This is a genomic window from Micromonospora eburnea (assembly GCF_900090225.1).
Lineage (GTDB): Bacteria > Actinomycetota > Actinomycetes > Mycobacteriales > Micromonosporaceae > Micromonospora > Micromonospora eburnea.
In genome coordinates this window covers 6,093,191-6,118,879 of record NZ_FMHY01000002.1, presented here as the reverse complement: position 1 = coordinate 6,118,879, position 25,689 = coordinate 6,093,191, and the positions used below count along the sequence as shown (strand labels likewise).

Genomic DNA, 25,689 nt, shown 5'->3' with positions numbered 1-25,689 from the left:
AAGCTCCTTCGATCGAGCCCAAGTTACCGGGAGGTAATCATGTCGGAGGAGCCCCGCGTCGCCATCGTGACCGGAGCCGCACGCGGCATCGGCGCGGCCACCGCCCGCCGGCTGGCCGCCGACGGCATGGCCGTCGCCGTGGTCGACATCGAGGAGGCGGCGACCAAGGAGACGGTGGACGCCATCGTCGCCGCCGGCGGCCGGGCGCTCGGGGTCGGTGCCGACGTCTCCGACCGGACCCAGGTGGAGGCCGCCGTCGAGCGGGTCGCCGCCGAACTGGGCGCGCCGGGCGTACTGGTCAACAACGCCGGGGTGCTCCGCGACAACCTGCTGTTCAAGATGACCGACGCCGACTGGGACACCGTCATGGGGGTGCACCTGCGCGGGGCGTTCCTGTTCAGCCAGGCCGCCCAGCGGCACATGGTCGAGCGGAAGTGGGGCCGGATCGTCAACCTCTCCAGCACCTCGGCGCTGGGTAACCGGGGCCAGGCGAACTACGCCGCTGCCAAGGCCGGCATGCAGGGCTTCACCAAGACCCTCGCCATCGAGCTGGGCCCGTTCGGGGTGACCGTCAACGCGGTCGCGCCGGGCTTCATCGTCACCGACATGACCGCGGCCACCGCGGCCCGGATGAAGGTCGACTTCGCGGCGCTCCAGCAGCACGCCGCCGCCGAGATCCCGGTCCGCCGCACCGGCCGCCCGGAGGACGTCGCACACACCATCTCGTTCCTGGTCAGCGAGGGCGCGTCCTTCGTCTCCGGGCAGGTCATCTATGTCGCCGGCGGCCCCAGGGACTGACCGTGTCGCGGTCCCGCCCGGTCCCCGCCGGGCGGGCCGGGTCGGGCCGGGGGCGGGAGCGTCAGGCGGGGTCGCGGCGGGTGCGCCAGAGCCAGTACAGGCCGAGCATCGGCAGGACCAGCGGGATGTAGCCGTAGCCGCTGCCGAACCCGGACCAGACCGTCTCGTCCGGGAAGAGCGCCTTGTCGGCCACGCTGAGGACGCCGACCGCGACCACCCCGACCAGTTCCACCGTGCAGCAGGCCAGGGCCACCCGGCGGCCGGCGTGCCCGGCCCGGGCCAGCCCGACCGCCGCCACGATGTAGATCAGCGCGGCCGCCGCGGAGAGCAGGTAGGCCACCGGCGCCCGGTCGAACTTGGTGGCGATCTGCAGGCCCGCCCGAGAGGTCGCGGCGATGGCGAAGAGGATGTAGACCGCGATCAGCAGCCGGCCCGGCCCGCGGTTCGTCATTCGTGGCTCAGCCACCGACGACCTCCCAGGTCTGCTGGAGGCGTACCACCACGACCGGGGTGACCAGGCAGACCGCGCAGACGATGGCCGAGCCCCACCGGGTCGGCTCCATCCGGGCCAGCACCCAGGCCAGCGGCGGCAGGCAGACCAGCGTCACCAGGTAGCCGAAGAAGGCGCCCGGCTCGCCCGGCCGCTCGCCGCCCCCGATCGCCACCAGGGCCAGCACGGAGAGCGCCAGTAGCGCCGCCTCCAGCGCGGCCAGCCCGACGAACTGGAGCCGGTCCGGCGCCCGGTGGCGTAGTGCCGCCACCAGGGCCCAGACCGCGATGACGAGCGACAGCACGATCGCGGCCGTCGCGAGGATCCCGTCCACCGGCGAGCCGGCCGCCGCGGCGCTGGTCATCGCCGCCACCGGCGAAGCAGTCCCGTTCACCGGCACAGCCTACTAAGCGTCGTAGTAGCCGCCGTCGCCCGGCTCGCCCGGCGGTTCGCGCGGGTCGCGGCCGAGGAGCGGGCGGGGCCCGCCCGCCGCATCGGGGCGGCGCGGCACGGGGCGGACGACTAGCGTGGATCACGCCACGGGCGTACGCCGTGGTGGGACGACGACGGCAGGGGGACACGTGCTGCGGTTCGGCTTGTTCGGCACCGGCTACTGGGCGGCGGAGACGCACGCCGCGGCCATCGACGCCCACCCGCAGGCCGAGCTGGCCGGTGTCTGGGGCCGGGATCCGGAGAAGGTCGCCGCGCTGGCCGCCCGGCACGGCGTACCGGCCTTCGGTGACGTGGACGAGTTGCTCGCCGCCTGCGACGCGATCGCGGTCGCGCTGCCGCCGGACGTGCAGGCCGAGATCGCCGTCCGGGCCGCCACCGTGGGGCGGCACCTGCTGCTGGACAAGCCGCTGGCGTTGAGTCTCGCCGAGGCCGACCGGGTGGTCGCCGCCGCGCAGGCGTCCGGGGTGGCCTCGGTGGTCTTCTTCACCCAGCGTTTCCACCCGAACGTCACCGGCTTCCTCGCCTCGACGGCGGCGGCCGGCGGTTGGCAGCACGCCCGGGCGACCATGTTCGCCTCGATCTTCCAGCCCGGGAACCCGTACGGGAACTCGCCGTGGCGGCGGGAGCGGGGCGCGCTCTGGGATATCGGCCCGCACGCGCTGTCGCTGATCCTGCCGGTGCTCGGCCGGGTCACCCGGGTGGCCGCGATGGACGGCCCGAGCGGCCTGGTGCACCTGCTGCTCACCCACGACGGCGGCGCCACCAGCAGCCTCGCGCTCACCCTGGACGCGCCGGCCGAGGCGACCACCCAGGATTTCGTCTTCTTCGGCGAGAACGGCACGGAGACCGTCCCGCCCGGCGACGGCAGCGCCCTCCAGGCGTTCGGCACGGCGATCGACCAACTGCTGGAGGAGGTCGAGGCGGGCACCCGGGACCACCGCTGCGACGTCCGGTTCGGCCGGGAGGTGGTGGCGGTGCTCGACGCCGCCGAGACCGCGCGCGCCCAGGGCCGCACGATCGACCTGTGAGCCCGAAAATCGCCTCGTGCGGCGGCGGGCCGGGCGCTAGCCTGGCCGGCATGTGTATGCAAGCCCTGATCGACGTGGCCGTCACGCCGGCCGCGCGGGGCCTCCTCCTGGTCGCCCGTCCGCGAGCCCGGCGTCCGGCCCTGGCCGGCCGGAACGCCCACCGCGCCTGATCTGACCGTCCGCACCGCCGACCCGTGACCGGGTCGGCCGCTGCCGCGCGCCGCCTTCGCGTTCCGCCGACTACCAGGGTCGTCCGAGTCCCGATCCCGCTCGGACAGGCCCCGCTCCGCGCTGCCTGTCCGTACCGTCGCCGTCCGGCGACAGACAGGACGATCTTGTGGCGCCCCGCCGACCCCGCACCACCGCACGCGACCGGTCCCGTCGCGTACTGTCCCAGAACTTCCTCGCCGACCCCGCCGCCGTCGCGCGGGTGGTCCGGGCCGCCCGCCCCGGACCCGACGACCTGCTGCTGGAGGTGGGCGCCGGCGACGGCCAGCTGACCCGGCCGCTCGCCGCCCGCTGTGGCCGGTTGATCGCGTACGAGGTCGACCCGGCCGTCCTGCCGGCGCTGGCCGCGGTCTGCGCGGACCTGCCGCAGGTCCAGGTCCGGGCGGCCGACTTCCTTACCGCCGATCCGCCCGCCGAGCCGTTCGCCGTGGTCGGCAACATCCCCTGGTCACTCACCGCCGCCGTGGTCCGGTGGTGCCTCGCCGCGCCCGGCCTGCGGTCGGCGACCCTGCTCACCCAGCTCGCGTACGCCCGCAAACGCACCGGCGACCACGGCAGGTGGAGCCGGCTCACCGTGCTCACCTGGCCCGAGCACCACTGGCGGCTGGCCGGCCGGGTGGCGCGTGCCGCGTTCCGCCCGGTGCCCGCCGTGGACGGGGGCATCCTGCGCATCGAACGCCGCCCGGAGCCGCTGCTGCCCCGGTCGGCGCTGCCCGCGTACCGGAGGATGGTGGAACTCGGCTTCGGCGGGGTCGGCGGGTCGCTCGCGGCCTCGCTGCGTGCCGACCACCCGCGCCGCCGGGTCGAGGGCGCGCTACGCGCCGCCCGGCTCGATCCGGACATTCCGGTTGGCCTGGTCTGGCCGGAGCAGTGGCTGGTGGTGTTCCGGCTGCTGCACGCCGTCGATCCGGGGCTCAGTCCTGGGCGTCCAGCGCCGCGCGCAGCTCGGTGGGGGAGGTGAACTCCTCCGCCGGCAGCGCCTTGAGCAGCTGTAGCGTCTCGGTGCTGCCGCCGTTCTCCTGCCACCAACGGACGAGATCGGCACGGGAGACCGGGTAGTCGAGCCCGGCCAGAAACGCCTGCCACTGCACCCCGGTGACCGTCATGCCGTTCGGCTACCCACTCCGCCCGCAGGTAAGCAGGGGCCCCTTGTTATCGCCAGGCGATAACAAGGGGCCCCTGCTTGCACCCGGCGGGCGGTTTGCCCGGGCGGGTCCAGGGGTAGCCCCGGGCATGCTGGTACAGCGACTCGGCGCGCCGAGCGACTTCGACCCGCTGCTGGAACGCGTCCGGGACGCCCGGATCGTGATGATCGGGGAGGCGACGCACGGCAGCTACGACTACTACCGGCTGCGCGAGCAACTGACCCGGCGGCTCATCGCCGAGCAGGGCTTCGACTTCGTCGCGGTGGAGGGGGACTGGCCGGACTGCGACCGGGTGCACCGCTCGGTGACGGGCGAGCCGGGCGGGTTGGCCGATCCGCAGCTCGCGCTGGAGCGCTTCGAACGCTGGCCCACGTGGATGTGGGCCAACGCCGAGGTGACCCGCTTCTGCCGCTGGCTGCGGGCCTGGAACCTGGACCGCCCCGAGGCGGAGCGGGCCGGCTTCCACGGGCTGGACGTCTACAGCCTGTGGGAGTCGATGCAGGCCATCTTCGACTACCTGGGCGAGGAGGATCCGGCCTCACTGGAGGCGGCCCAGGAGGCGTACCGGTGTTTCGAGCCGTACGGCAAGCGGTTCGAGGAGTACGGCACGGCCAGTCGGTTCGTCTCGGCCCGGTGTGAGGAGGAGGTCATCCGGCTGCTGGCGCGTACCCGGGAACAGGCCGCCGCGGACGGCTCGGACCGCTTCTCGGCCTGGCAGAACGCGGCGGTGGTGGCTGGCGCGGAGCGCTACTACCGGGCGATGGTCGGCGGCGGGCCGGAGTCGTGGAACGTCCGGGACACCCACATGACCGACACCCTGGACCGGCTGCTGGACCGCTACGGCCCGGAGTCCCGGGGCATCGTCTGGGCGCACAACACCCATGTCGGCGACGCCCGGGCCACCGACATGGCGGCGGACGGGATGGTCAACATCGGCCAGCTCGCCCGGGAGCGGTACGGCCCGGACGCGGTGGCGCTGGTCGGCTTCGGCAGCTACCGGGGCACGGTGATCGCCGCGCCGCGCTGGGGCTCGCCGGCCGAGACCATGGTGGTGCCGCCGGCCCGGGAGGGTTCGGTGGAGCGCCGGCTGCACGAGCTGATGCCGGAGCGGGCGGTGTTGGTCTTCGGCGGCCCGGACCAGCCCGAGTGGGTCACCGGGGAGGCCGACCATCGGGCGATCGGGGTGGTCTACGACCCGAGCTTCGAGTCCTGGGGCAACTACGTGCCCACCCGGCTGGCCGACCGCTACGACGCCTTTATCTGGTGCGACGAGTCAACTCCCCTGCACCCGCTGCCGGCGCTGACCACACCGGGCGAGATGGAGACCTATCCGGCCGGGGTGTGAGCGGCCGAGGGCCCCGCCCGAGCGGGGCCCTCGACGCGATCAGACGGCGGCCGTCTCCTTCTCGGCGAGGTGGGCCCGCAGGCCCTCGCCCTCGACATCGACGTTGGGCAGGATCTTGTCGAGCCAGCGCGGGATCCACCAGGCGGCGTTGTTGAGCAGGGACATCACCGCGGGGACGATGGTCATCCGGACCACGAAGGCGTCGATGGCGACGCCGACCGCGAGCGCGAAGCCCATCGACTTGATCACCGGGTCGTCGAGGAAGACGAAGCCGCCGAAGACCGAGATCATGATCAGCGCGGCGGCGGTGACCACCCGCGCCCCGTGCCCCATCCCGTTGATCGTGGCCTGACGGGCGGTGTCGCCGTGCACGAAGTCCTCCCGCATCCGGGAGACCAGGAAGACCTCGTAGTCCATGGCCAGGCCGAACAGGATGCCGATGAGCAGGATCGGCAGGAAGCTGACCAGTGGGCCCGCGGTGTCCAGCCCGACCAGGCCGGCCAGGTGGCCCTGCTGGAACACCGCGACCGTGATGCCGAAGGTGGCCGCCACGGTGAGCAGGAAGCCCAGCGCCGCCTTGACCGGCACCAGGATCGAGCGGAACACCAGCATCAGCAGCAGCACCGACAGGCCGACGACGAGCAGCAGATAGACCGGGAGCGCGTCGGAGAGCTTCTCCGACACGTCGATGCCGATCGCGGTCACGCCGGTCAGCAGCACGTCGGCGTTCCGGATGCCGGTGACGTGGTCGCGGATGTCGTGCACCAGTGTCTCGGTGGCCGCGTCGGTCGGGCCGGTCTTCGGGACGACCCCGAGCAGCGCGGTCCGGCCGGTGGGGTCGAACTGCGGCGGGGCCACCGCGACCACCCCGTCCGTCTTCTGGATCAACGCGGTGACCTGCGGTACGGCGGCCTGGGTGGCCTGCGGGTCGTCGGCGGTGACGACCACCGCGAGGCGGCCGGTGAAGCCGGGGCCGAAGCCCTCCTGGACCAGGTCGTTGTTGATCCGCGCCGGCGTGCCCTCGGCGGCGGTGGCGGCGTCGGGCAGGGACAGCCGCATGTCCTGGGCGGGGAGAGCGAGCAGGCCGAGGCCGATCAGGCCGACCAGGATGACCGGAATGCGCAGCTTCGTCACCCAGTGCGCCCAGCGGAACCCGAAGCCCGGCCGGCCTCCCGCGCGGGTGCCGGTCGTCTCCGTGCCGACCGCCTCCCGGTGGCGCAGCCGGCGGGGGAGCACCTTACGGCCGGCGAAGCCGAGCAGCGCCGGGGCCAGGGTGATCGCCACCAGGACGGCCACGGTCACCGTGCCGGCGGCGGCCAGACCCATCACGGTGAGGAACGGGATGTTCACCACCGCCAGACCGGCGAGCGCGATGACCACGGTGGCGCCGGCGAAGACCACCGCGGAGCCGGCGGTGCCGACCGCCCGGCCCGCGGCCTCCTCGGGGGAGAGCCCGTCGATCAGGTTCTGCCGGTGCCGGGAGGTGATGAAGAGCGAGTAGTCGATGCCGACCGCGAGGCCGAGCATCAGGGCCAGGATCGGCGCGGTGCTGGTCAGCTCGACCGCGCCGCTGAGCGCGTACAGGCCGGCCATGCCGACGCCGACCCCGATCAGCGCGTTCAGCATGGTCATCCCGGCCGCGACCAGCGAACCGAAGGTGAGGACCAGGACGATCGCGGCGACCAGCACACCCAGCGCCTCGGTCGAGCCGACCTCCGGCTCGGCGTTGAGCACCTCGCCGCCGGGGGCGATCTGCCAGCCCTGCGTCTCGGCCTGCGCGCCCACCTTCTCGTACGCGGTGCGCTGCGCGTCCGTCACCTCGTCCGCGCGCCCGGCGAACTGCACCTGGATCAGCGCGTACCGGCCGTCCGGGCTCAGCGCCTGCACCTGGTACGGGTCGACCGCGGCGACCACGCCCGGCAGGGTGGCCGCCTCCTCGGTGACCTGCTTGACCACGGCCTGCCCCTGGGGGGTGCCGAGCTGACCGGCCTGGGGCGCCTTGACGGCGATCGTGCCGGTGGCCCCGCTGGCCGCCGGGAACCGCTCGTCGAGCAGGTCGAGCGCGCGCTGCGACTCGGTGCCGGGCATGGTGAAGTTGCTCGACGTCGGACCCTTCAGGGTGAGTGCGGCGGCGCCGAGGCCGACGAGTACGACGAGCCAGACGACGGCGACGAGTCGCCGCCGGCGAAACGATGCCCGGCCGAGCCGGTACAGCAGGGTCGCCATGGAGCTTCCTTTGTTCCTCGGGATCGGAGCTGGGATCAGTTGGTGGGTTCGAGGGCCCGCCGGACGACGGCCAGCAGCGCGGGCCGTAGTTCCTCGTCGGGGATGTCGATGAACTCGGCGCAGGCCTCGGCGATCCCGGCCAGCACGACCAGCGCGGCGATCCGCGCTGACGGGCGGTCGGAGTGGCCGGCGAACGCCGCGACGAGCCGTTCGGAGATCTGCTGGATGTGCGCGAAGGCGGGTTGCCGGAGCAGGTCGGGGAACTCGCCGCGGAACAGCGCGATCTCCCGGCGGAGGCGCACCGCCAGGTCGACGAAGCCTTCGGCGGCGGCCCGCTGCGCGTCGGCGCCGGTGCGCCCGGCGATCTGCGCGTCGAGCGCCTCCAGCACCGCGATGGCCGGTGCCATCAGCTCGCCGAGCAGGGCTTCCTTGTTGGCGAAGTGGTAGAGCACGGTGGCCTTGGAGCAGCCCACCTCGCGGGCGATGTCCTGCAACGAGGTGCCCTTGTATCCGGTGACGGCGAAGCGTCGCGCCGCGGCGGCGAGGATGTCGTCGTGGGTCTCGGGTGCTGGCCGTGCCATGCTCTCCAGCATGCCTGACCGATCGGTCAGCACCTGACCGATCGGTCAGACTGGGCGGGTGGTCTTCGCCACACCGCTCACCCGACCGGCGACCCGTGCTCCCGGTCGTACGCCGTCCGGGCCGCGCTGATCGCCGCCCGGTGCCGCTCCGCCCACTCGGTCAGCGCCACCAGCGACTCGTATAGCTCCAGTGCCATCGGGGTGGCGGTGTATTCCACCTTCGGCGGGACGGTCGGATACACGTGGCGGTGCAGCAGGCCGTCCCGTTCCAGGTTGCGCAGGGTCAGGGTGAGCATCCGTCGGCTGATCCCCTCCACCTGCCGCTCCAGTTCCGTGAAGCGGATCGGGCCCTGCGAGGCCGCGATCAGGATGCCGATGCTCCACTTGCCGCCGACCCGGTCCAGCGCCTCCCGCACCGTGCAGGCCCGCGCCTGCTGGGCGGTCACGGTCACACAGCTGTTCTCCTGGGACACGAAAGTGCCTCCTTCCGCTCCGCCTGATGGTCACAGACCATGGCCTCGGTAACAAACCGTGCACCAAGGAGGCGTTCCGATGACGGGGACCAAGCGCTGGCCCGCACTGCTGGTGCTCTGCGCCGGCAGCCTGATGATCATTCTGGACGGCAGCATCGTCGCCGTGGCGCTGCCGGCGATCCAGGCCGACCTCGGCTTCTCCGCCGCCGGACTGGCCTGGGTGGTGAACGCGTACCTGGTCGCCTTCGGTGGTCTGCTCCTGCTCGCCGGGCGCCTCGGCGACCTGCTCGGCCGGCGTCAGGTGTTCCTGGCCGGAGTCGCCCTGTTCACCCTCGCCTCGCTGCTCTGCGCGGTGGCCACCGGGCCGGCCACCCTGGTCGCCGCCCGGTTCGCGCAGGGCGTCGGCGGCGCGCTCAGCACCGCGGTCGGCCTCGGCATGATCGTCCGGCTCTTTCCCGAGCCGGCCGAACGGGCCCGCGCGATCGCGGTGTTCAGCTTCACCGGAGCGGCCGGCTCCTCGCTCGGCCTGCTCGTCGGGGGCGTCCTCACCGACCTGGCCGGCTGGCGGTCGATCTTCCTGATCAACCTGCCGATCGGCGCGCTGATCCTGGCCGCCACCGTACGGCTGATCGCGCCGGAGTCCGGTGTCGGCCTGCGGTCCGGGCTGGACGTGCTCGGTGCGGTGCTGGTGACGGCCGGGCTGATGACCGCCGTACTCGCCATCGTCGGCGTCGGGGAGCAGGGGTGGAAGTCGCCGGACACCCTTGGCGCGGCCGGGCTGGCCGTGGCGTTGCTCGCGGGCTTCGCGGCCCGGCAACGGGTCGCCGCGATCCCGCTGCTGCCGCCTCGGGTACTGCGGGCGCCTGGCCTGGTCGCCGCCAACGCCGTGCAGTTCCTCATGGTCGCCGCGTACTTCGGTTTCCAGTTCCTGCTCGCCCTGTACCTGCAACTCGTGCTCGGCCTGGCCGCGGCGACCACCGGCTTCGCCTTCCTGCCCACGCCGCTGGTGATCGCGGCGGTCTCGCTGGGCATGGCCGGCCGGCTGGTGGCCCGGTTCGGCGCCCGGACGGTGCTGGTCGGCGGGCTGGCGCTCGCCGCGGTCGGTTTCCTGTTGCTGGCCCGCATCCCGGTGGACGCCGCCTACGCCCGCGACGTGCTCCCGGCCCTGCTGGTCTTCGGGATCGCGGGCGGGCTGACCCTGCCGGCGGTCACCACCCTCGCCATGGCCGGCGCGCAACCCGCCGACGCCGGGCTCGCCTCCGGGCTGGCCAACACCACCCAGCAGGTGGGCGGCGCGGTCGGGCTGGCCGCCCTCGCCACCCTGGCCGCGGCCCGCACCGGGGCGCTGCGCGCGGCCGGCGTGGACCAGGTGGCCGCCCTCGCCGCCGGCTACCGTACGGCCTTCGGCGTCGGCGCCGCCCTGATCACCACCGCGCTGCTGGTCGCCCTGCTCACCGCCCGGTCGGCCCGCCGGCCCGCGGCCGAGCCGGCCACGCCGCCGCAGGCCGCGCCCATGGCGGAGCAGGTGCCCTCCGCCGCCTCGCTGGTCGAGGGTCGCCCGGCCCGCTGAATGATCGTGCCGCGGGCTGGCGGCCGCGTTTGCGGCCTCGGGGGCGCCGGCCCGGGTTCCCGCCCCTCCGGCGGGTCGGCCGGCGCCGGCCCGGGGTTCCCGCCCCTTCGGCGGGTCGGTCGGCGGCGGCCCGGGGCCGGGTGCCGGGCGGGGCGGGGCTGAGGGCGGCCAGGCCGGGGTCAGGCGCCCAGGTCGGTGAGCACCCGGCCCAGCAGGTCCACCGCCGCCGGGTACGCGTGCGACGGCGGGCGGGCGTACCCGACGACCAGGCCGGGCGGGCGGCCCGCCGGGTGATGCCGGTGCCCGCCCAGCCCGCCGAGGGCGAGCCCGCGTGCGGCGGCCGCCGCCAGCACCTCCGCCTCGGGCGGGCCGTCCGGTGGCAGGTGGACGGTGGCGTGCAGGCCCGCCGAGATCCCGCTCAGGGCGGAGCCCCCGCCCAGCCCGCCCAGCCGGTCCAGCAGCAGGTCCCGCCGCTGCCGGTAGCGCCGTCGGACGGTACGGACCTGCCGGTCGTAGCCGTGCGTGGCGATCAGGTCGGCGAGGGCGAGTTGGCCGATCGCCTCGGTGTGCAGGTCGAGGTGGCGTTTGGCGTCCACCACCGGATCCACCAGCCGGGCGGGCAGCACCAGCCAGGCCAGGCGCAGCGCGGGGCCCAGCGTCTTCGCCGCCGTGCCGACGTACGCGACCTGCTCGGGGGCGGTGCCCTGGACCGCGCCGACCGGCTGCCGGTCGTACCGGAACTCGCCGTCGTAGTCGTCCTCGACGACCAGGCCGCCGGTGCTCCGGGCCCAGTCGGCCAGCGCGTGCCGGCGGGCCGGGTGCAGCGTCACCCCGGTCGGGTACTGGTGCGCCGGGGTCACCACCGTGGCGCCCACCTGGGCGAGGTGCCCGTTGCCGAGCAGATCGGTACGGGCGCCCCGATCGTCCACCGGCAGCGGCAGCACGGTCCCGCCGTGCCGGCGGACCACCTCCCGGTGGAAGGCGAGCCCCGGGTCCTCCATCGCCACGATCGGCGTACCGGCGTCCCGGAGCACGGTGGTGAGCAGCACCAGCGCCTGGACGTACCCGGTGGTGACCACGATCCGCTCCGGGTCGGCGAGCACGCCACGGGCCCGGCCCAGGTAGCCGGCGAGCGCGTTCCGCAGCTCCGGCCGGCCGCGCGGGTCGCCGTAGCCGTACGCCTCGGTCGGGGCCACGGCCAGCGCCCGCCGGGTGGCCCGCAGCCAGGCGGCCACCGGGAAGAGCCCGACGTCGGGACTGCCGGGGCGCAGGTCGTACCGGAAGGGCGGCGGCCCGGGCGGCGGTGTGGCCGGTGCCGGCGTGGCCCGGCGCAGCGGGCTGACCTCGGTGCCGGCGCCGACCCGGGCCACCAGCCAGCCCTCGGCGACCAGTTGGTCGTAGGCGGCGCTGACCGTGCCCCGCGACAGCCCCAGTTCGGTGGCGAGGGTGCGGGTGGCCGGCAGCCGGGTCGACGGCGGCAGCCGGCCGTCGCGGATGGCGTCGCGCAACGCCCGCTCCAGCCCAGCCCGCCGGCCGCCGCTCGCGTCCAGTTCCAGGTGCAGGTCGACGCCGAAATCGGCCCAGTCCATCGGCACGGAATTGGAGCTTAGGGCCGGCCACCGACCCGGCGAGAATCGCCGCATGACCGAGCTGAGCCAGCAGGCCGCGGCGCTGCGCGCGCTGCACCGCCCCGGAGACCCACTGATCCTGCCCAACGCCTGGGACGCCGGGTCGGCCCGGGCCGTGGCCGCCGCCGGCTTCCCGGCCGTCGCGACCAGCAGCGGCGCGGTCGCCGAGGCGCTCGGCCACGCCGACAACGAGGCCACCCCGGTGGACGAGATGTTCGCCGCGGTCGCCCGGATCGCCGCCGCCGTGCCCGTCCCGGTCACCGCCGACCTGGAACGGGGGTACGGGCTGCGCCCGGCCGAACTGGTCGACCGGCTGCTGGCCGCCGGCGCGGTGGGGTGCAACATCGAGGACTCCGACCCGCGTACCCGGGAGATGTGCGACGTGGAGGAACAGGCCGACCTGCTCGCCGGGGTACGCGCGGCGGCCCGGGAGGCCGGGGTGGACCTAGTGCTCAACGCCCGGGTGGACGTGCACCTGCGGGCGTACGGGCCGCCGGAGGGACGGCTCGCCGAGGCGGTACGGCGGGCCCGCCGCTACCGGGCGGCCGGCGCGGACTGCGTCTACCCGATCGTGCTGGCCGACCGGGCGGCGATCCGGGCGCTGGTGGCCGAGGTGGACGCCCCGGTCAACGTGTTCGCCCGCCCCGGTGCGCCGGCCATGGCCGAACTGGTCGCCCTCGGGGTGGCCCGGATCAGCTTCGGCTCCAACCTGTACGCGGCGGCCCGCGCCCGTACCGCCGAGCTGCTCGCCGCGATCCGGGCCGGCGGCGAGGTGTTTCCGGGCGCGCAGTAGAGCGGGTGTCGGAGTTGCCGAGGCGCCCCCGGCCCGGAAAGGTGAACGGATGGCTACCGCTGACGAGACCCGGGACGGGGTGTCGCTGACCAACCTGGACCAGCCGTTGTTCGACGGGGCCGGGGCGACCAAGCGCGACCTGGTCGACTACCTGGACGCCGTGCACGGGCGGATCCTGCCGGAGCTGCGCGACCGACCGCTCTCGGTGGTCCGGGTGCGGCCCGGGCAGGACCCGTTCATGCAGAAGAACCTGCCGAAGTACACCCCGGACTGGGTGCCCCGCACCTCGGTCTGGGCGGAGGCGTCCCGCCGGCGGATCTCGTACGCCCTCTGCGACGACCGGCGGACGCTGCTCTGGTTCGCCAACCAGCGGGCGGTGGAGTACCACGCGACGCTGGGTCTCGCGGGCCGGCCGGAGCACCCCACCCATCTGGTGCTCGACCTCGACCCGCCCCCGGGCGACTCGTTCGGCGCGGCGGTCGGGGCCGCGCTGCTGGTCCGGCAGGCGCTCGCCGACGTCGGGCTGGCCGGGGCGGTGAAGACCAGCGGCGCCAAGGGCGTGCACGTGATCGTGCCGGTGGACGCCGGGACCACCGCCGAGGAGGCCGCCGCCGCGACCCGGGCCCTCGCCGTCCACGCCGAACGGCTCGACCCGGCGCTGGCCACCACCGCCTTCATCGTCGAGGACCGGGGCGGCCGGGTGTTCGTCGACTCGACCCGGGCGTACGGGGCGACGCTGGTGGCGGCGTACAGCCCCCGGATCCGGCCGGGTACGCCGGTGTCGTACCCGGTCGGCTGGGACGACCTGGAATCGGTCACGCCCGCCGACTTCACCGTACGGACCGTGCCGGAGCTGCTGGCCGGGCGCGACCCGTGGGCGGAGGCGTTGCCGGCGCCGCAGCGGCTGCCGGACGACCTGGTCGCCGAGGGACGGACCATCCCGGTGGCCCGGGTGCAGGCGATGCACGAGGGCAAGCGCCGGGCGAAGGCCCGCCGCGAGGCCGGCTGACCGCCGCGGACACGGAAGAAGCCCGGGCCGATGGCCCGGGCTTCTGGTGTCTGTGCCCCCGGCAGGATTCGAACCTGCGCCCCCGCCTCCGGAGGGATACGGCTCTTCCGTCCGCACCCTGCCTCTGAGCTGGGCCGGCAGCAGCCGAGACACGGAAGCGCGGGAAACTTCGGCACGCATTCGGCACGGAGGTGACCGGCAAGGCCCAACGCTGCCCCCCGCGCCCACGATCCGGTAGGTACTCTCCGTCCATGATCGCGCCGCTTCTCGCCTCGCGCTCATGGCGGCTCCGCGCCGCAGTAGCCGCCGCCGTCGTTCTCGTGTCGTGTCTCGCGGTCCCTGTCGGGTGGGCCGCCATCGAGACGGTTGAAGCAGACCGGGGCGAGGCAACCCCGGTTGCCGCCGCGAACGCCTTTCTCCTGGCCGTGTTCAACGGATCTGACGACGAGCTGGGCATCCGGCGCTGCCTGTGCGACGACCGTGAATCGGAACTCCTGACGGAAGTGCGTGCTTGGCGTACCAAGGTTGCCGCAGCGAAATCCGAAATCAAGGTAGAATCCTCCGATTGGAAGGCGCTCGACAGTGATGGCATCGTTTCTGCGACGATCGCCTTTCGCTTCGCACAGGTCGATGAAATCACCGGCGGGGTTACCTTCATCAGCGGCAGTAGACACGAATGGCGATTTCATGCGAAGCGAGAGCGGGGCATCGGCGGCGGATGGAAGGTATGCCGCGTTGACGCCCCGCCTTTGTGCGGCACGCACGTTCGCTGCTGATTATTCGCCCTGCATCGCAAGTAGGGCTTGAGCGCGTGATTCAATGACGGCGAATCGTGCTTGCCGTTCTGCCTCGTCCGCGTGTGCGGCTTGCGCCGTGCTCTGAGAAGGCCATTTCCGATAGAGTAGGCCAGTCTCAGTAATAAAATAGCCTGGCGAAAGGATGTTGGCGGCTATGAGTAGCCCGGTGTCCTCCGACGCCGGTAGCGCCATCCAGCCGCCCAATCCGACCAAAAGGTCGCGCCGAATGCACATTGTCCCCGGCACGACGGGCGGCCGGTGGTCGTGAGTCCGCCAGTAATCAAATATTGACCCACGGGCCATAATGCCCTCGGGCGGGTCGCTTTCGGGAAATGAGACCAGGGAGCCATCGGGCATTAGATCGGTAGCGCTAGAGACGGTCCAGCCCACCTCAGGATTGTTTTCGAGGACCCGGATGTCTCTCTCTAGAGCCCCCTCGGTCAGCAGGTCGTCTGCGTCAAAGGACTTGATGAGACTGCCGACGCTCTTTGCCAGGGCTAGCGTTCGTGCCACCGCTGGGCCGGCATGACGATTCCTTGCCACCTTAATGCGGGTGTCCGCAGGTAGCGACACCTCGCCCTCGTCGCCGTCAATCTGGACTAGCCATTCCCAGCGCCACCCCGCAGGAAGCTTCTGGGAGTACAGTGACGTGCCCGCCTCTGCTAGATGGGCGGAATTAGGAGGGTAGACGGGCGTAATTACTGAGATCACTTTTTCGGCCATTACTGCCACCTGTCCAGGTTGATGGTGTAAACGAGCTGGGTTCGATCTCCGGCAAGCACGGTGTTGGCAATCTCGACCACTCTGCCGTTGATGTCGAAAGAAATCTTGCGCAGGTCAAACACTGAGACGCCGGAGTCGATTCCGAGCTGTTCGGCTTCGCTGGCCGATGGTGGCCGAGCAATGATCTCTTCCTTGATATGTCCTAGCTCAATCCCAAGCGTATATAGCTGCGCCTGCGTGCCACCTGGCCAGGGCTCATTTCCGGAATCGAGCAGATCGGGATTTTTTGCCACGACGTCGTGGACAAGCAGAGAATGCCCCAGTCCGAGCGGATACTCTTCACTCTTCGGCTTTGTTCGGTAGACACGCTTTAGCAGCTTCGTTCCCGCCGGTACGCCGAATATCTGAGCTGACTCTTTATCGGCCGGCACGATCGCGTAGTCAGCTCGGAAGTCAAGGTCTTTCATTTCGAGCCCGGTGTCTCGCTCGGTAGCTCCCGTTCCGAAGCGCTCGCCGTGTGATAGCCGTGCCCGGTCTTTCTCCCACTGGTGGCGCGTTGCGTCGCGTACTACGCGCTGACGCGGCTTGCGTACGAACGTGCCGTACCCGTGACGCTTCTCGATCAAGCCTTCCGCCGCCAGCTCGTCCAGGGCGCGGCGCATGGTGACCAGGCTGACCCTGTAGTGATCTCGCAAGGTCGTTTCTGGCGGCAGTTGCTGCCCGGGGTGGAGTGTCCCGCCGACGATCTGTTCTCGCAGGTCAGCGGCAATCCGGTCGTACTTCGTTGCCATGGTCCTACCTCTCGCGTCGGGTCGATCCCAATCTTACGGTCCTCTGAAGCTCTTGACACAGAGCCTTCCGTCACTAGGCTGTGGGCATCTAGTCCTTCAGAGGACCAGAGCTAGGAATCACTAGCATGCTGGCGAATCCACAGCCGGCGGAGGTGGCTTCGGCTGCGCCGCTCGTGAATCTGCTGGACCGCCGTGGCGCATGGCTCCACTTGATAACTGCACAGAGGCAGCGTTGACCGGACTGCACAGCGAACGGTCAGGCGCTCTACCCCCGACCGTCGGGAGACGGACGTGCGTGGCGGCGCCAGCACGACTTCTTGGCCGGTGCCCTACGTGGTGTCCGGTCCTACATCCGGCCCGGCTGTTGTTCGGGCCTTGTTTCACCCCCGGGGCGCGGCTGGTGTTGGCCGCGCCCCGGCTCGTTCGTCCGACCTGATTCGAGCTGGGGAGAGGTGACCTGTCATGACCGTGAGCATCGCCGCCGCCGTGCGGATTACGACCAAGAGCAGCGCCGTGTGGCGCGACTGCGACCGCTGCGGGCGCCTCGCCCCGCTGGCCCCGGATCAGGACCGCTGCCGGGACTGCCGGCAGCCGAGTGTTTCCCGCCGCCGTTCGGTGGCGGGTTCCCGTCGTTTCGGAAGGACCTCCAAGTGAGCTACGACCTGTTCCCGGACCTGGAGGGTCCGAGCGTCGATGACCTGGCCGAGATCGAGCAGGAGATGCCGCTGATCGAGGCCGAAGTACTGCTGTTGGACGCGCAGATCACGATCCTGTCCGCCGAGCCGGCCCCGTCCGATCTGGACTGGCAGCGGGTACGCCGGGCGCAGCGTCGGGTGCTGCGGGAGGCCCGCGCGCTGCTGGCCGCCCGCGCGACCAGCCCGACCGCCGCTGTGGCCTGATGGCCCGCGTCCGGGCCGCCTACCACGATCCGGACGGAACGCGGTACGGCATCCCCACCTACTGGTGGCGCGGCGCCCCGCCCGGCTACGCCACCCGCCGTCAACTGGCCGCCGCTGGGCTGCGGCCCGGTGGTCAACCGATCGCCGCTCAAATCCTGTGGCGCGGTGTCGGTGGCACTCGCGCCGCCTACCTGTACCGGGTCGATCTGGCCCGTCCGAAGCGCACCGCCACCCCCGCCCAGCTCCGGGCGGTCCGCGCCGCGCTGACCGCGCGCCGTACGTGCCGGACCTGCGGCACGGTCCGGCCTTACTGCATCCCGCGCTCGCTGGGCGAGTGCATCGACTGCCACGAAGGAGGCGCCCCGTGATCTGGCTTCTGCTCCTGATCCTGCTGGGCGGGCCGCTGGTGATGCTCGCCCCGTTCGCCATTGCCCACGCCCTCAACAGCGAGGTTCCGACCGTGAAGGAGACGCTCCGATGACCACCCCTCGAAAGAACCGTCGGGCGGTGATGGCCGAGCTGTTGCTGCTGGCCAACCCGACCGCTATCCGTGTCCGCAGTGACGGCACCTCCCTGGACGTGAACTTCGACAGCATTGCCGAGCTGCGGTCTTGGCTGCACCTGGCTGGCCTTGACGGCCCGGACGTGCTGTTCGGCAAGGAGCACCAGGGCGCCGACAGCGACGGCCGGCCCTATCGGGCGGTGAACGCCTACCCGACGTGGCACGGCTGGAAGATCTACGCCCACGCCACCGAGTACACCGACCGTGGGGCGCACCTCGATGCGTCCACCACCGACCGGCTTGCCGCGTTGGCGGTGGCCTGATGACTTACCGCACCTACACCCACGCGGACGTTCTCACGGTCGGTGTTGAGCAGGGGTGGGCTGATCCGCGAACCGATCCTCGGGACATCAGCGTCGGGGAGTGGCTTGCCCGGCAGGCCGCGGCGCTGATCCCGTTCGACCTGGTGAACGGTCGGCCGGTCAACCCATACGCGCCGACCGGCATCCGCTACGGCCGCAACCAGCTCGGGCACTGGGGTGAGCAGGTCTGCGCCGACGCGATCGTGACCGGCGTCGACCGGGACGGCCAGGTGTGGCTCGTCATGGTCGAGCGAGGCGATGGGTACGGGTGGGCGCTGCCTGGCGGGTACGTCGACCCGGGCGAGGATCCCACTGACGCCGCGTTTCGGGAGTTGGCCGAGGAGACCGGGCTGATGGCAGGCCCCGCCAGCGAGCACAGCACCACCCTTCCGGTTCGCTATGTGCCCGACCCCCGCGCCTCGGATGAGGCGTGGATGGTCACGGTTCCGACCCGCGTCGATCTCGGTGGCGGATGGGGCGTTCTGCCCGATGTGCTCGGCTGCGACGACGCCCGCCGCGCCGTCTGGGTTCGGGCCGACAGCTACGCCGACCTGGTACACGACCTGTCCGGCACCTACGGCGGTTTGGTGTTCGCCGCCCACCGGGCGCTGCTTCGTGACGTGCTCACCGACACGACTGATCGGGAGCGGGTGCCGCAGTGAGGCAACTGCTTGGTCGTGCCGTGTCGGGTCAGTCGATCGCGCTCGCGGCTGCGGTGATCCTCACGGCCAAGGGTGAGTTCGACCTGGCGGTGCTTGCGCACTTCGCGTGGCAGATCGCATGGATGTTCCCGGTGATGCTCGACGTGTACGTGATCACTGCGTTTCACCGTCGCCGGTGGCCGGACATGGTCGTCGGCATGCTGCTGATGATCTTCTGCCAGGTTGCCGTTCATCTTCTGCCGGTGTTCATCGACACCGAGGCCGGTGAGGAGGTGCCGTGGGGTCTGGTGGTGGCGGTGGCGTGCGTCGCCCCGGTCGTCGTGGTCCGGGTGAAGATGCTCGCGGGCCGCACAGCCGAGGAGATCGCGGCAGCGCAGGATGCTGACCGGGCGGCGGAAGAACTCCGGGCCGCACGGGCGGAAACCACCGCAGTGCGGCAGGCGCTGGCCGAGGCCGAGGAGCGGGCGCGGGCGGAAACCGTCCGGGCCGAGGCGGAAACCGCCGCCCGTCAGGAAGCGGAAACCGCACGAGCCGTAGCGGAAACCCGGGCTGCCGCCGAGGCGGAAACCCGGGCGGAAATCGAGGCCATCACCAAGGCGGAAATCATCCGTCACGAGCAGGCTATCGCCGAGGCACGGGAGGCGGCGCGGGTCGCCGCCGAGCGGGCTGCCGCCGAGGCTGAGGCGGCGCGGATGGCTGAGGGGCGGCTTGCTGAGGCCCGCGATGCCGCGGACCGGGCCGCCGCCGCCCGGGTGCTGGCTGAGCAGACCGCCGCCGGGCAGATCCGGGCACTCACCGATGCCGCTGAGCAGGCCAAACGCGACTATCGCGCGGCTTTGACTGAGGCTCGGGAAGCCGCACGGGCTGCGCAAGGTCGGGCCGATGACCTGGCCGATGAGGTGCGGGTGGTGCAGGCGCAGCGTGATGAAGCGCAGCGGTTCGCGGAGCGGCAGGCCACCGCGCGAGCCCTCGCAGAGCAGGAGAGCCAGGCGGTCAAGGATGCCCGTGACGGTCTCGTGAACGAGTTGGAGCGCACCCGCCGGGCGCTTGCCAGGGCGCAGGAGAAGGCGGAAATCAACGTGGTCCGGCAGCCGGAAATCCTGCGCCCGGCCGCCCGGAAATCCATCGCATCGTTTCCGGTCGACCTGCCGCCCGACCTGCCCGAGGTGGAAACGGTCAAGCCGGAAACGGTCGCCGTCGTCCTGGCCGCCCGAGGCAAGCATCCGGAAATGACCAACCGACAACTCGCGGAGATCACCGGGATTTCCGACCGCACGATCCGCAAGGTCCTCAACGCCGTGCCGGCGGAAATCGTCGGCCGGGTCCTCGCCCTCACCAGCGAGCCGGCCGCATGACGCCCCGACGCACACACGTCCGATCTCATCCCCGCGCCTCGACTTCCGGCGCCGCCCGGCGGCACAGCCTCTGGCTCGCAACCTGTGCTGTGCCGCCGGTCTGGTCACCCAACCCCTAGAAGGAAGGAGGGCATCTCTGATGGTGCCAGTACCCGATCCGGACTGGTTTACCGCCCGGCAGGCGGAGGTACGCGCCGAGCTGGTCCGGGTTGATGGCAAGGCGTCCACCCTGATGGCCATCGCGGGCGCCGCGTTGACCGTCGGTGTCGCTGTCCTGGCCCGCGCCGACCTGCCCACGGTGGCCACGACCGCCGGGGTGGTGACGGCCGTTCTGGTTGGAACTGCGGTCGGTCTGCTGGCTGGCGCGGTCCGCCCGTCCCTGGCTGGTGGTCACGGTCTGGTCCGCTACGCCGCTGCTGTGCCGGGTGACTTGATGACCGAGGCCAGCATGCCGGCTATGGCCGCCGCCGCTGATCAGGCCCGTCATCTGGTGTGGCTGTCCCGTGCTGCTGTGCGTAAGTACCGGCGGGTGCGTGCCGCCGTGGATCTGCTGCTGGCCGCTCTGGTCGGCGCCGCTGTTACCGCTCTGCTCGCTGTCCTCGCCTGATCCTGCGAAGGAGACATCCTGTGTCGAACACCAATCAGCCCTCGGGCCGCACGCTGTTCGCCGGTGCGGACTCGTTGACCGACAACCACGCCTTGATCGAGTGGTGCGAGACCACCCGCCGGATTCTGCACGCCGCTGCCCTGGAGTTGGGCATCACCGCTAGTGAGTTGGACGCCCGGCTGCGGCGTGTCGGTGGTGGTGCGGTTGTGGTGGGTGGTCTGTCCGCGCGGGCGCGTGCCCGTCAGGTCGCCAAGCCCATCCAGCAGGCCAGTGAGGCCCTGGTGGTGGCGAGTCAGTACATCATCACCGCGAACAACCGGTTCGTGACCGCCTATATGCCGGAGTTGGAGCAGGTCGGCTACCGGGGCAGCCGCCGCCCGGACTTCAAGTTCAAGGCCTGACCAGGAAAGGAGGGGAGTCGAGATGGCGAAGACACGGATGCCGAAGAACGGCGGCTTGACCACGGACGGGTCGGGAGAGGCCAGCGTGCACACGGTCAAGGTGCCGCTGTGGCCGTATCTGGTCACCCCGACCAGCTCGGTCGGGTTGGCGGTGGCTACCGGGCTGGCGCACTGGCGGTGGGCCGACAGCCCCGGCTCGATGGGCGCGGCTGCCGCCGGACTGACCCTCGCCGGCACCGCCTTGACCGCGCTGACGTGGCGGGCGTCCGCTGCCCGGGACATCGTCCGCCGGGCGGTGGCCACCACCACCTGCCTCGCCGGTTCGGTGTGGGCGATCGGCGCGACCATCGCCGCCCCCTGGTCGACGCCATGGCTGGACATGTGGCTCATCGGTGCCCCAACCGCGTCCATCGCCATGGGCGTAGTACGGGTGCTGCGCAACAGGGGCGGAGACGCGGCGGCCGGTGGCGGGCTGGCCGATGCGGTCAAGAGCCTGCGTAACGCGGCCGTTGCCCGGCCCACGATCAAGGGCGCGAAGGCGACAGCCGCCGTCACCCTGGAAGCGGGCACGTCGGTGAAGGAACTCGCTGGCGACCGGGGCGCCCTCGCCTCCGCGCTGGACGTGCCGGAAACGGCGGTGCGGGTCATCCCCAACCCGGACTCGGCGCGGCGCGGGCGGGTGGAGGTCGTGCCGGTCGACCAGCTCCGGGACATGATCCCGTGGCCTGGTTTGTCGGCCCCGGGTCGGTCGATCGCGGAGCCGATCGTGCTCGGCGTGATGGAGGACGGAGAGCCGCTGATGCTGTGGCTGCCCGGCGACCACGCGGCGGGGCGCAACGCGGCGCATTTCCTGATCGTGGGCATGTCCGGCGCGGGCAAAACCGAGGTCATCCTCAACATCGCTGCTGAGGTCATCTCCCGGCGGGATGCGGAACTGTGGCTGGCTGACCCGCGTAAGGGTGACCAACTCCCCACCTGGGCGCGTAACGGTGCGGTCCGGGTGGCGTTGACCGAGGACGACACCAACGAGATGTTGGAAGACGTCGCGATCGACATCACCGGCCGGGCACGGCAGATCGGCGCTCACGGCCACAAGCAGTGGACTCCCGGCTGCCGGCAGTGCCCCCGCTATCGGGTGGTGATCGTGGACGAAGCCGCCCAGGTCGCCGCCGGCAACCCCCTCGTGACGGAGCTGACCGAAGCCGCCCGTTCCGCGGGTATCTCGCTGCTGTTCGGGTTGCAGCGGGTCAGCCACGATCGGTTCCCGACCAGCGCCAGGGCGAACATTCCCGGGTCGATCTGTCTCGGTGTCGACAAGGACGTTGACGCGGGTATGGCGCTGTCCGAGGCGACCCTGGATGCCGGGGCGATGCCGTGGGCGTGGAAGAACACCAAGCCCGGCTACCTCTACGCCGAGATCCCCGGCACCGACACCACCCGTTGGACGATGCCCTGCCGCAGCTTCGTGGCCGACGAAGACCACCGGGCGGCGGCCATCGCCCCCTTCATCGGTGGGCAGCCGGCCACCGGCCCCACCACCCCGCAGCCGGAGCCGGCACGCCCGGCACCCCGCCCCCGCCCCCGTCAGGAGCCGGACATGGACGACGAGCACGACGACGAGCCGAACGAGCCGAACCGGGCCATCAACCCCAACGACCCCCCGACGACGTCGACCCCGCCCAGCCGATCCGCATCCCGCCCGGCCTACCCCGCATCCCCCTCGGACTACGCCAGCCGCCCATGGCCAGCGAGCAGGCATACGAGCACCTACGCGGGCACCTGATCGACCTGTACGACGCCGGTATCGAGGTCGTGCGCCCCGGTGACCTCGGGGATGTCATCGCGGAGACGGGGCTCGGGTATGGCTGGGTCCGCAAGGCGCTCGGGCGGCTGTCTGACGGCCCGGACGCCATGCTCCGCAAGACCGACCGGGGCACCTACAAGATCCGCATCCCCGAACCGGCATAACCCACCGTCACCAACCGGCGGCCCCGTTTGCACCATGCGAACGGGGCCGCCCGGGTCCTAGTAGATGGGTGTTCGCACGGCCGTTCACACACGGCCGTTCAAACGCTGCCCTCCCGACCGATATCGACACTCCGTCACCGACTGACCCGCCCGCCCCAACATCGGGAGAACCATGAAGTTGACCATCACCGCGCTCGCCCTGGGCGTGCTGCTCGGTCTGATCCTCGGCGTTCCGCTCGGCCGACGTGTCGAGCGGGTCACCTGGTACGCCGACGCGACTATCGCCCGCGCCCGCGTCACCGGCTGGCTGATCCGCGACCTCTCCGGCTGGCTTGTCGCTATCGCCCTGACCGTCGCCGTCGCCGTGTTCGTCGTCTGGGCGCTCACCCGCTAGAAAGGCGCGCTTCGCGCCCTCACCACCCAATGGCCAGTGCCCGTCCGGCGCTGGCCATCGCCATGCCACATCAGGAAGGAGCGCACTCGTGAGCGAGATCCTGACCGCCGCCCTCGGCTACGCCGCCGCCGGATGGCCGGCGTTCCTGCTATCCCGTACCAAGCGGCCACTCGCCAACTGCGAGAACTGTCCAAGCGACCCGCCCGCCCACGACCCGCAAGGCTGCCGCTGCCTGACCTGCCACGGCTTCTACGCCGCCACCCGCGACCCCAAAGCCCTCCGCCGGATGGTGTCGCTGGTGCCCGGTGGGATGCTCGCCATCCGCACCGGCAGCCCTTCCGGGCTGGTCGTGGTCGACGTGGACCCCGACCACGGCGGCATCAACAGCCTCACCGGGTTGGTGCAGCGCGGGCTGTGCCCACCGACCCGGTGGGTACGCACCGGCTCAGGTGGCCTGCACCTGTACTACCGGCACCCCGGCCCCCACACCCGCATCCGGTGCAGCGCCGGACTCATCGCCCCCGGCATCGACATCCGCGCCGACGGCGGCTACGTCATCGCCCCGCCATCGGTGCACCCCGTCACCCGCCGCCCCTACACGTGGGCTGACACGAGTGTGCCGGTAGTTGAGATGGCCCCCGCCCTGATCACCGCCTGCCAGGGCACCGACCGGCAGCCACGGCCCGCCGCCACACGACCCGCCACCACCAGCAGCAGGCGCGGGGCCATCTCAAACCCTGACGCGCTGCTGGACGCCCTGCTCACCACCGTGCGCACGTCCGGCCCGGGTAGGCGGCGGGTGACGCTCTACGGCGCCGCCCGAGGCGTCGCCCGGATCATCGCCGCCGGGGCAATCAGCACCACCGACGGATACACCGCCCTCCTGGATGTGGGCCTGGCCGTAGGCCAGACCGAAAAGTCCGCCCGCGCCGCCATCCTCGGCGGCTTCCGAGACGAAGGACTCGCCGCATGACCCAACCCATCCCCGCCGAGCAGACAGCCGACGGCGCGGCGATCCTCGACCAGTTGCACGCCTGCCTCACCAAATACGTCATCCTGCCCTCACCGGAAGCCGTCGACGCGGTCGCGCTGTGGGTCGCCGCCACCCACGCCCAACCCGCGTGGGCACACGCCCCCCGCCTCGTCATCCGAGCACCCGAGAAGCGGTGCGGGAAATCGCGGCTGCTGGACGTGGTCGAAGCGACCTGCTACGCACCGCTGATCACCGTGAACGCGTCCCCAGCCGCCGTATACCGGGCGATCGGCACCGACGACCCGCCGACCCTGCTGGTCGATGAGGCAGACACCATCTTCGGAGCCGCCGCCGAGGCCAACGAAGACCTACGCGGCCTGCTCAACGCCGGTCACCAGCGCAACCGGCCCGCGATCCGCTGGGACAACAACACCCGCAGCTTGGAAAAGATCCCCACCTTTGCCATGGCCGCCCTCGCCGGCATCGGCGCCATGCCCGACACCATCGAAGACCGCGCCGTCGTCATCCGCATGCGCCGCCGCGCCCCCGGCGAAACCGTCTCCCCCTACCGACACCGCCGCGACAGCCCCGCCCTACGCACCCTCGCCCGCCAACTCGGCACCTGGCTACGCGCCAACCTCCGCGACCTGGAAGCCGCCGAACCGGCCATGCCCGTCGAAGACCGGGCCGCCGACACCTGGGAACCCCTCGTCGCCGTAGCCGACCTCGCCGGCGGCACCTGGCCCCAGCGGGCACGCCGCGCGTGCGAAACCCTCACCGCCCAACGGGACGGGGCCACGGTGCCGTCCGACCGGATACGGCTCCTGGTCGACTGCCGCACCGCATTCCGGTCCGCCGGAGTGACGGACAACCAGGGACGCCCGGCGATCCCCAGCAGTGTCCTACTCGACAAGCTCCGGTCCGACCCCGAAGCCCCGTGGGCCGAATACGGCAAGACCGGCGGTGGACTCACCGCCATGAAGCTCGGGCAACTGCTGGCCGAGTACGAGATCCGGTCATCGAACATCCGGTTCGGCCCGCCACACGGGCAGGTCAAGGGCTACTACCAAGCCGACTTCGACGACGCATGGCACCGCTACTGCCCCGACCCCGACCAGACACCCGAGGGTGAGCCGTCCCAGCCGTCCCAGCCGTCCCCGCCCAGCTCAACCCCGGGACGGGTCATACCCCTGGGACGGCTTAAGCCGTCCCACACCACCAACACCAACACCACCGCTGGGACGGCTTAAGCCGTCCCAACCATCAAGCCGTCCCGCCCCTGACCAGCAATGGGACGGCTGGGACGGCTGGGACGGCTACCCCCCGCCCACACGGCCACGCAGAACGGCCCGCTGAAAAGCCCTCAGCCGTACCGGCCCACACCCACACACCGGAAACCCCCGGATCTTGGCCCCACGACGCTCTCAACGGGCCGCTCAACGCCCCTATGCGGCGATACCTCCCACTTCCTCACCTGATGGCACCCGC

28 protein-coding genes and 1 pseudogene are annotated in these 25,689 nt (G+C 71.8%); 20 read left to right on the top strand and 9 right to left on the bottom strand.

What is annotated here, in order from left to right:
- The first annotated feature begins 39 nt into the window (after positions 1-39).
- A complete protein-coding gene (gene fabG / locus GA0070604_RS26505; RefSeq protein WP_091124360.1) occupies positions 40-798 on the top strand; it encodes a 3-oxoacyl-ACP reductase FabG in 759 nt (252 codons plus the stop codon).
- Here fabG and GA0070604_RS26500 read toward each other — a convergent pair.
- Together GA0070604_RS26500 and GA0070604_RS26495 are read right to left on the bottom strand one after the other, a co-directional pair.
- Positions 771-1,249, bottom strand: a pseudogene (locus GA0070604_RS26500) (hypothetical protein). The gene fabG and the pseudogene GA0070604_RS26500 overlap by 28 nt on opposite strands.
- 7 nt (positions 1,250-1,256) lie before the next feature.
- Entirely contained in the window at positions 1,257-1,652 is a 396-nt protein-coding gene (locus tag GA0070604_RS26495; RefSeq protein ID WP_091124354.1) for a hypothetical protein, read from the bottom strand.
- A 217-nt stretch (positions 1,653-1,869) separates the two neighbouring features.
- Between GA0070604_RS26495 and GA0070604_RS26490 the strand changes: the two genes are divergently transcribed.
- Together GA0070604_RS26490 and erm are read left to right on the top strand one after the other, a co-directional pair.
- Positions 1,870-2,769, top strand: coding sequence for a Gfo/Idh/MocA family protein (locus tag GA0070604_RS26490; protein WP_208602351.1), 900 nt, complete (start codon positions 1,870-1,872; stop codon positions 2,767-2,769).
- A gap of 337 nt (positions 2,770-3,106) precedes the next feature.
- Positions 3,107-3,958: an ErmE/ErmH/ErmO/ErmR family 23S rRNA (adenine(2058)-N(6))-methyltransferase gene (erm, locus tag GA0070604_RS26485; RefSeq protein ID WP_091124351.1), complete on the top strand. Its 852-nt coding sequence runs from the start codon at positions 3,107-3,109 to the stop codon at positions 3,956-3,958.
- Here the strand turns inward: erm and GA0070604_RS26480 are convergent.
- Positions 3,912-4,103 carry a DUF2795 domain-containing protein gene (locus GA0070604_RS26480; RefSeq protein WP_091124349.1) on the bottom strand — a complete coding sequence of 64 codons (192 nt, stop codon included), beginning with the start codon at positions 4,101-4,103 and terminating at the stop codon, positions 3,912-3,914. The two genes, erm and GA0070604_RS26480, sit on opposite strands and share 47 nt — an antisense overlap.
- A gap of 127 nt (positions 4,104-4,230) precedes the next feature.
- Here GA0070604_RS26480 and GA0070604_RS26475 point away from each other — a divergent pair, with 127 nt between their 5' ends.
- Positions 4,231-5,487 (top strand): erythromycin esterase family protein, encoded by a 1,257-nt coding sequence (locus tag GA0070604_RS26475; protein ID WP_091124346.1) that lies wholly within the window; start codon positions 4,231-4,233, stop codon positions 5,485-5,487.
- Positions 5,488-5,526: 39 nt separating this feature from the next.
- Here GA0070604_RS26475 and GA0070604_RS26470 read toward each other — a convergent pair whose 3' ends face one another.
- From GA0070604_RS26470 to GA0070604_RS26460, 3 genes are all read right to left on the bottom strand, one after another.
- A complete protein-coding gene (locus GA0070604_RS26470) occupies positions 5,527-7,713 on the bottom strand; it encodes an MMPL family transporter (protein ID WP_091124344.1) in 2,187 nt (728 codons plus the stop codon).
- 35 nt (positions 7,714-7,748) lie between these two features.
- A complete protein-coding gene (locus GA0070604_RS26465) occupies positions 7,749-8,294 on the bottom strand; it encodes a TetR/AcrR family transcriptional regulator (protein ID WP_091127427.1) in 546 nt (181 codons plus the stop codon).
- A 77-nt stretch (positions 8,295-8,371) separates the two neighbouring features.
- The gene (locus GA0070604_RS26460) at positions 8,372-8,767 is read right to left on the bottom strand and encodes a winged helix-turn-helix transcriptional regulator (protein WP_091124342.1); all 396 of its coding nucleotides are present in this window, start codon (positions 8,765-8,767) and stop codon (positions 8,372-8,374) included.
- Positions 8,768-8,846: 79 nt separating this feature from the next.
- Here GA0070604_RS26460 and GA0070604_RS26455 point away from each other — a divergent pair, with 79 nt between their 5' ends.
- Positions 8,847-10,337, top strand: a complete 1,491-nt coding sequence (locus GA0070604_RS26455) for an MFS transporter (RefSeq protein ID WP_091124340.1) — start codon at positions 8,847-8,849, stop codon at positions 10,335-10,337.
- Between the two features lie 179 nt (positions 10,338-10,516).
- Here the strand turns inward: GA0070604_RS26455 and pdxR are convergent, their stop codons facing one another.
- Positions 10,517-11,926, bottom strand: a complete 1,410-nt coding sequence (gene pdxR, locus GA0070604_RS26450; RefSeq protein WP_091124337.1) for a MocR-like pyridoxine biosynthesis transcription factor PdxR — start codon at positions 11,924-11,926, stop codon at positions 10,517-10,519.
- 52 nt (positions 11,927-11,978) lie between these two features.
- Between pdxR and GA0070604_RS26445 the strand changes: the two genes are divergently transcribed.
- From GA0070604_RS26445 to GA0070604_RS32160, 3 genes are all read left to right on the top strand, one after another.
- Positions 11,979-12,758, top strand: a complete 780-nt coding sequence (locus GA0070604_RS26445) for an isocitrate lyase/PEP mutase family protein (protein ID WP_091124333.1) — start codon at positions 11,979-11,981, stop codon at positions 12,756-12,758.
- Positions 12,759-12,807: 49 nt separating this feature from the next.
- Positions 12,808-13,767 (top strand): DNA polymerase domain-containing protein, encoded by a 960-nt coding sequence (locus GA0070604_RS26440; protein WP_091124329.1) that lies wholly within the window; start codon positions 12,808-12,810, stop codon positions 13,765-13,767.
- Positions 13,768-14,018: 251 nt separating this feature from the next.
- Positions 14,019-14,543: a hypothetical protein gene (locus GA0070604_RS32160; protein ID WP_141721403.1), complete on the top strand. Its 525-nt coding sequence runs from the start codon at positions 14,019-14,021 to the stop codon at positions 14,541-14,543.
- Here the strand turns inward: GA0070604_RS32160 and GA0070604_RS26435 are convergent, their stop codons facing one another.
- Positions 14,544-15,287: a glycosyltransferase gene (locus tag GA0070604_RS26435; protein ID WP_091124326.1), complete on the bottom strand. Its 744-nt coding sequence runs from the start codon at positions 15,285-15,287 to the stop codon at positions 14,544-14,546. It lies immediately after the preceding gene.
- Positions 15,287-16,078: a GntR family transcriptional regulator gene (locus GA0070604_RS26430; protein WP_091124323.1), complete on the bottom strand. Its 792-nt coding sequence runs from the start codon at positions 16,076-16,078 to the stop codon at positions 15,287-15,289. Before GA0070604_RS26430 ends, GA0070604_RS26435 begins: the two co-directional genes overlap by 1 nt.
- 650 nt (positions 16,079-16,728) lie before the next feature.
- On the opposite strand from GA0070604_RS26430, the gene GA0070604_RS26425 reads away from it, so the two are divergent.
- From GA0070604_RS26425 to GA0070604_RS26370, 12 genes are all read left to right on the top strand, one after another.
- On the top strand, positions 16,729-16,977 hold the full coding sequence (locus tag GA0070604_RS26425; protein WP_091124320.1) for a DUF6284 family protein: 249 nt from the start codon (positions 16,729-16,731) through the stop codon (positions 16,975-16,977).
- Positions 16,977-17,345, top strand: coding sequence for an RRQRL motif-containing zinc-binding protein (locus GA0070604_RS26420; RefSeq protein ID WP_091124316.1), 369 nt, complete (start codon positions 16,977-16,979; stop codon positions 17,343-17,345). The genes GA0070604_RS26425 and GA0070604_RS26420 overlap by 1 nt, the downstream gene beginning before the upstream one ends.
- A gap of 142 nt (positions 17,346-17,487) precedes the next feature.
- Positions 17,488-17,802 (top strand): hypothetical protein, encoded by a 315-nt coding sequence (locus tag GA0070604_RS26415; RefSeq protein WP_091127426.1) that lies wholly within the window; start codon positions 17,488-17,490, stop codon positions 17,800-17,802.
- A complete protein-coding gene (locus GA0070604_RS26410; RefSeq protein ID WP_091124312.1) occupies positions 17,802-18,503 on the top strand; it encodes an NUDIX domain-containing protein in 702 nt (233 codons plus the stop codon). The genes GA0070604_RS26415 and GA0070604_RS26410 overlap by 1 nt, the downstream gene beginning before the upstream one ends.
- Entirely contained in the window at positions 18,500-19,858 is a 1,359-nt protein-coding gene (locus tag GA0070604_RS26405) for a hypothetical protein (RefSeq protein WP_244162089.1), read from the top strand. Before GA0070604_RS26410 ends, GA0070604_RS26405 begins: the two co-directional genes overlap by 4 nt.
- A gap of 139 nt (positions 19,859-19,997) precedes the next feature.
- On the top strand, positions 19,998-20,465 hold the full coding sequence (locus tag GA0070604_RS26400) for a Pycsar system effector family protein (protein ID WP_091124309.1): 468 nt from the start codon (positions 19,998-20,000) through the stop codon (positions 20,463-20,465).
- A 20-nt stretch (positions 20,466-20,485) separates the two neighbouring features.
- Complete coding sequence (locus GA0070604_RS26395) at positions 20,486-20,866, top strand: hypothetical protein (RefSeq protein ID WP_091124306.1); 381 nt, start codon at positions 20,486-20,488, stop codon at positions 20,864-20,866.
- A 22-nt stretch (positions 20,867-20,888) separates the two neighbouring features.
- Positions 20,889-22,649 carry an FtsK/SpoIIIE domain-containing protein gene (locus tag GA0070604_RS26390; protein ID WP_091124304.1) on the top strand — a complete coding sequence of 587 codons (1,761 nt, stop codon included), beginning with the start codon at positions 20,889-20,891 and terminating at the stop codon, positions 22,647-22,649.
- The gene (locus GA0070604_RS26385; protein WP_091124302.1) at positions 22,607-22,834 is read left to right on the top strand and encodes a hypothetical protein; all 228 of its coding nucleotides are present in this window, start codon (positions 22,607-22,609) and stop codon (positions 22,832-22,834) included. Before GA0070604_RS26390 ends, GA0070604_RS26385 begins: the two co-directional genes overlap by 43 nt.
- A gap of 172 nt (positions 22,835-23,006) precedes the next feature.
- Positions 23,007-23,228 (top strand): hypothetical protein, encoded by a 222-nt coding sequence (locus GA0070604_RS26380; RefSeq protein ID WP_091124299.1) that lies wholly within the window; start codon positions 23,007-23,009, stop codon positions 23,226-23,228.
- A gap of 88 nt (positions 23,229-23,316) precedes the next feature.
- On the top strand, positions 23,317-24,201 hold the full coding sequence (locus GA0070604_RS26375; RefSeq protein WP_091124295.1) for a bifunctional DNA primase/polymerase: 885 nt from the start codon (positions 23,317-23,319) through the stop codon (positions 24,199-24,201).
- Positions 24,198-25,451 (top strand): DUF3631 domain-containing protein, encoded by a 1,254-nt coding sequence (locus GA0070604_RS26370; protein WP_208602172.1) that lies wholly within the window; start codon positions 24,198-24,200, stop codon positions 25,449-25,451. The genes GA0070604_RS26375 and GA0070604_RS26370 overlap by 4 nt, the downstream gene beginning before the upstream one ends.
- The last annotated feature ends 238 nt before the right edge of the window (positions 25,452-25,689 follow it).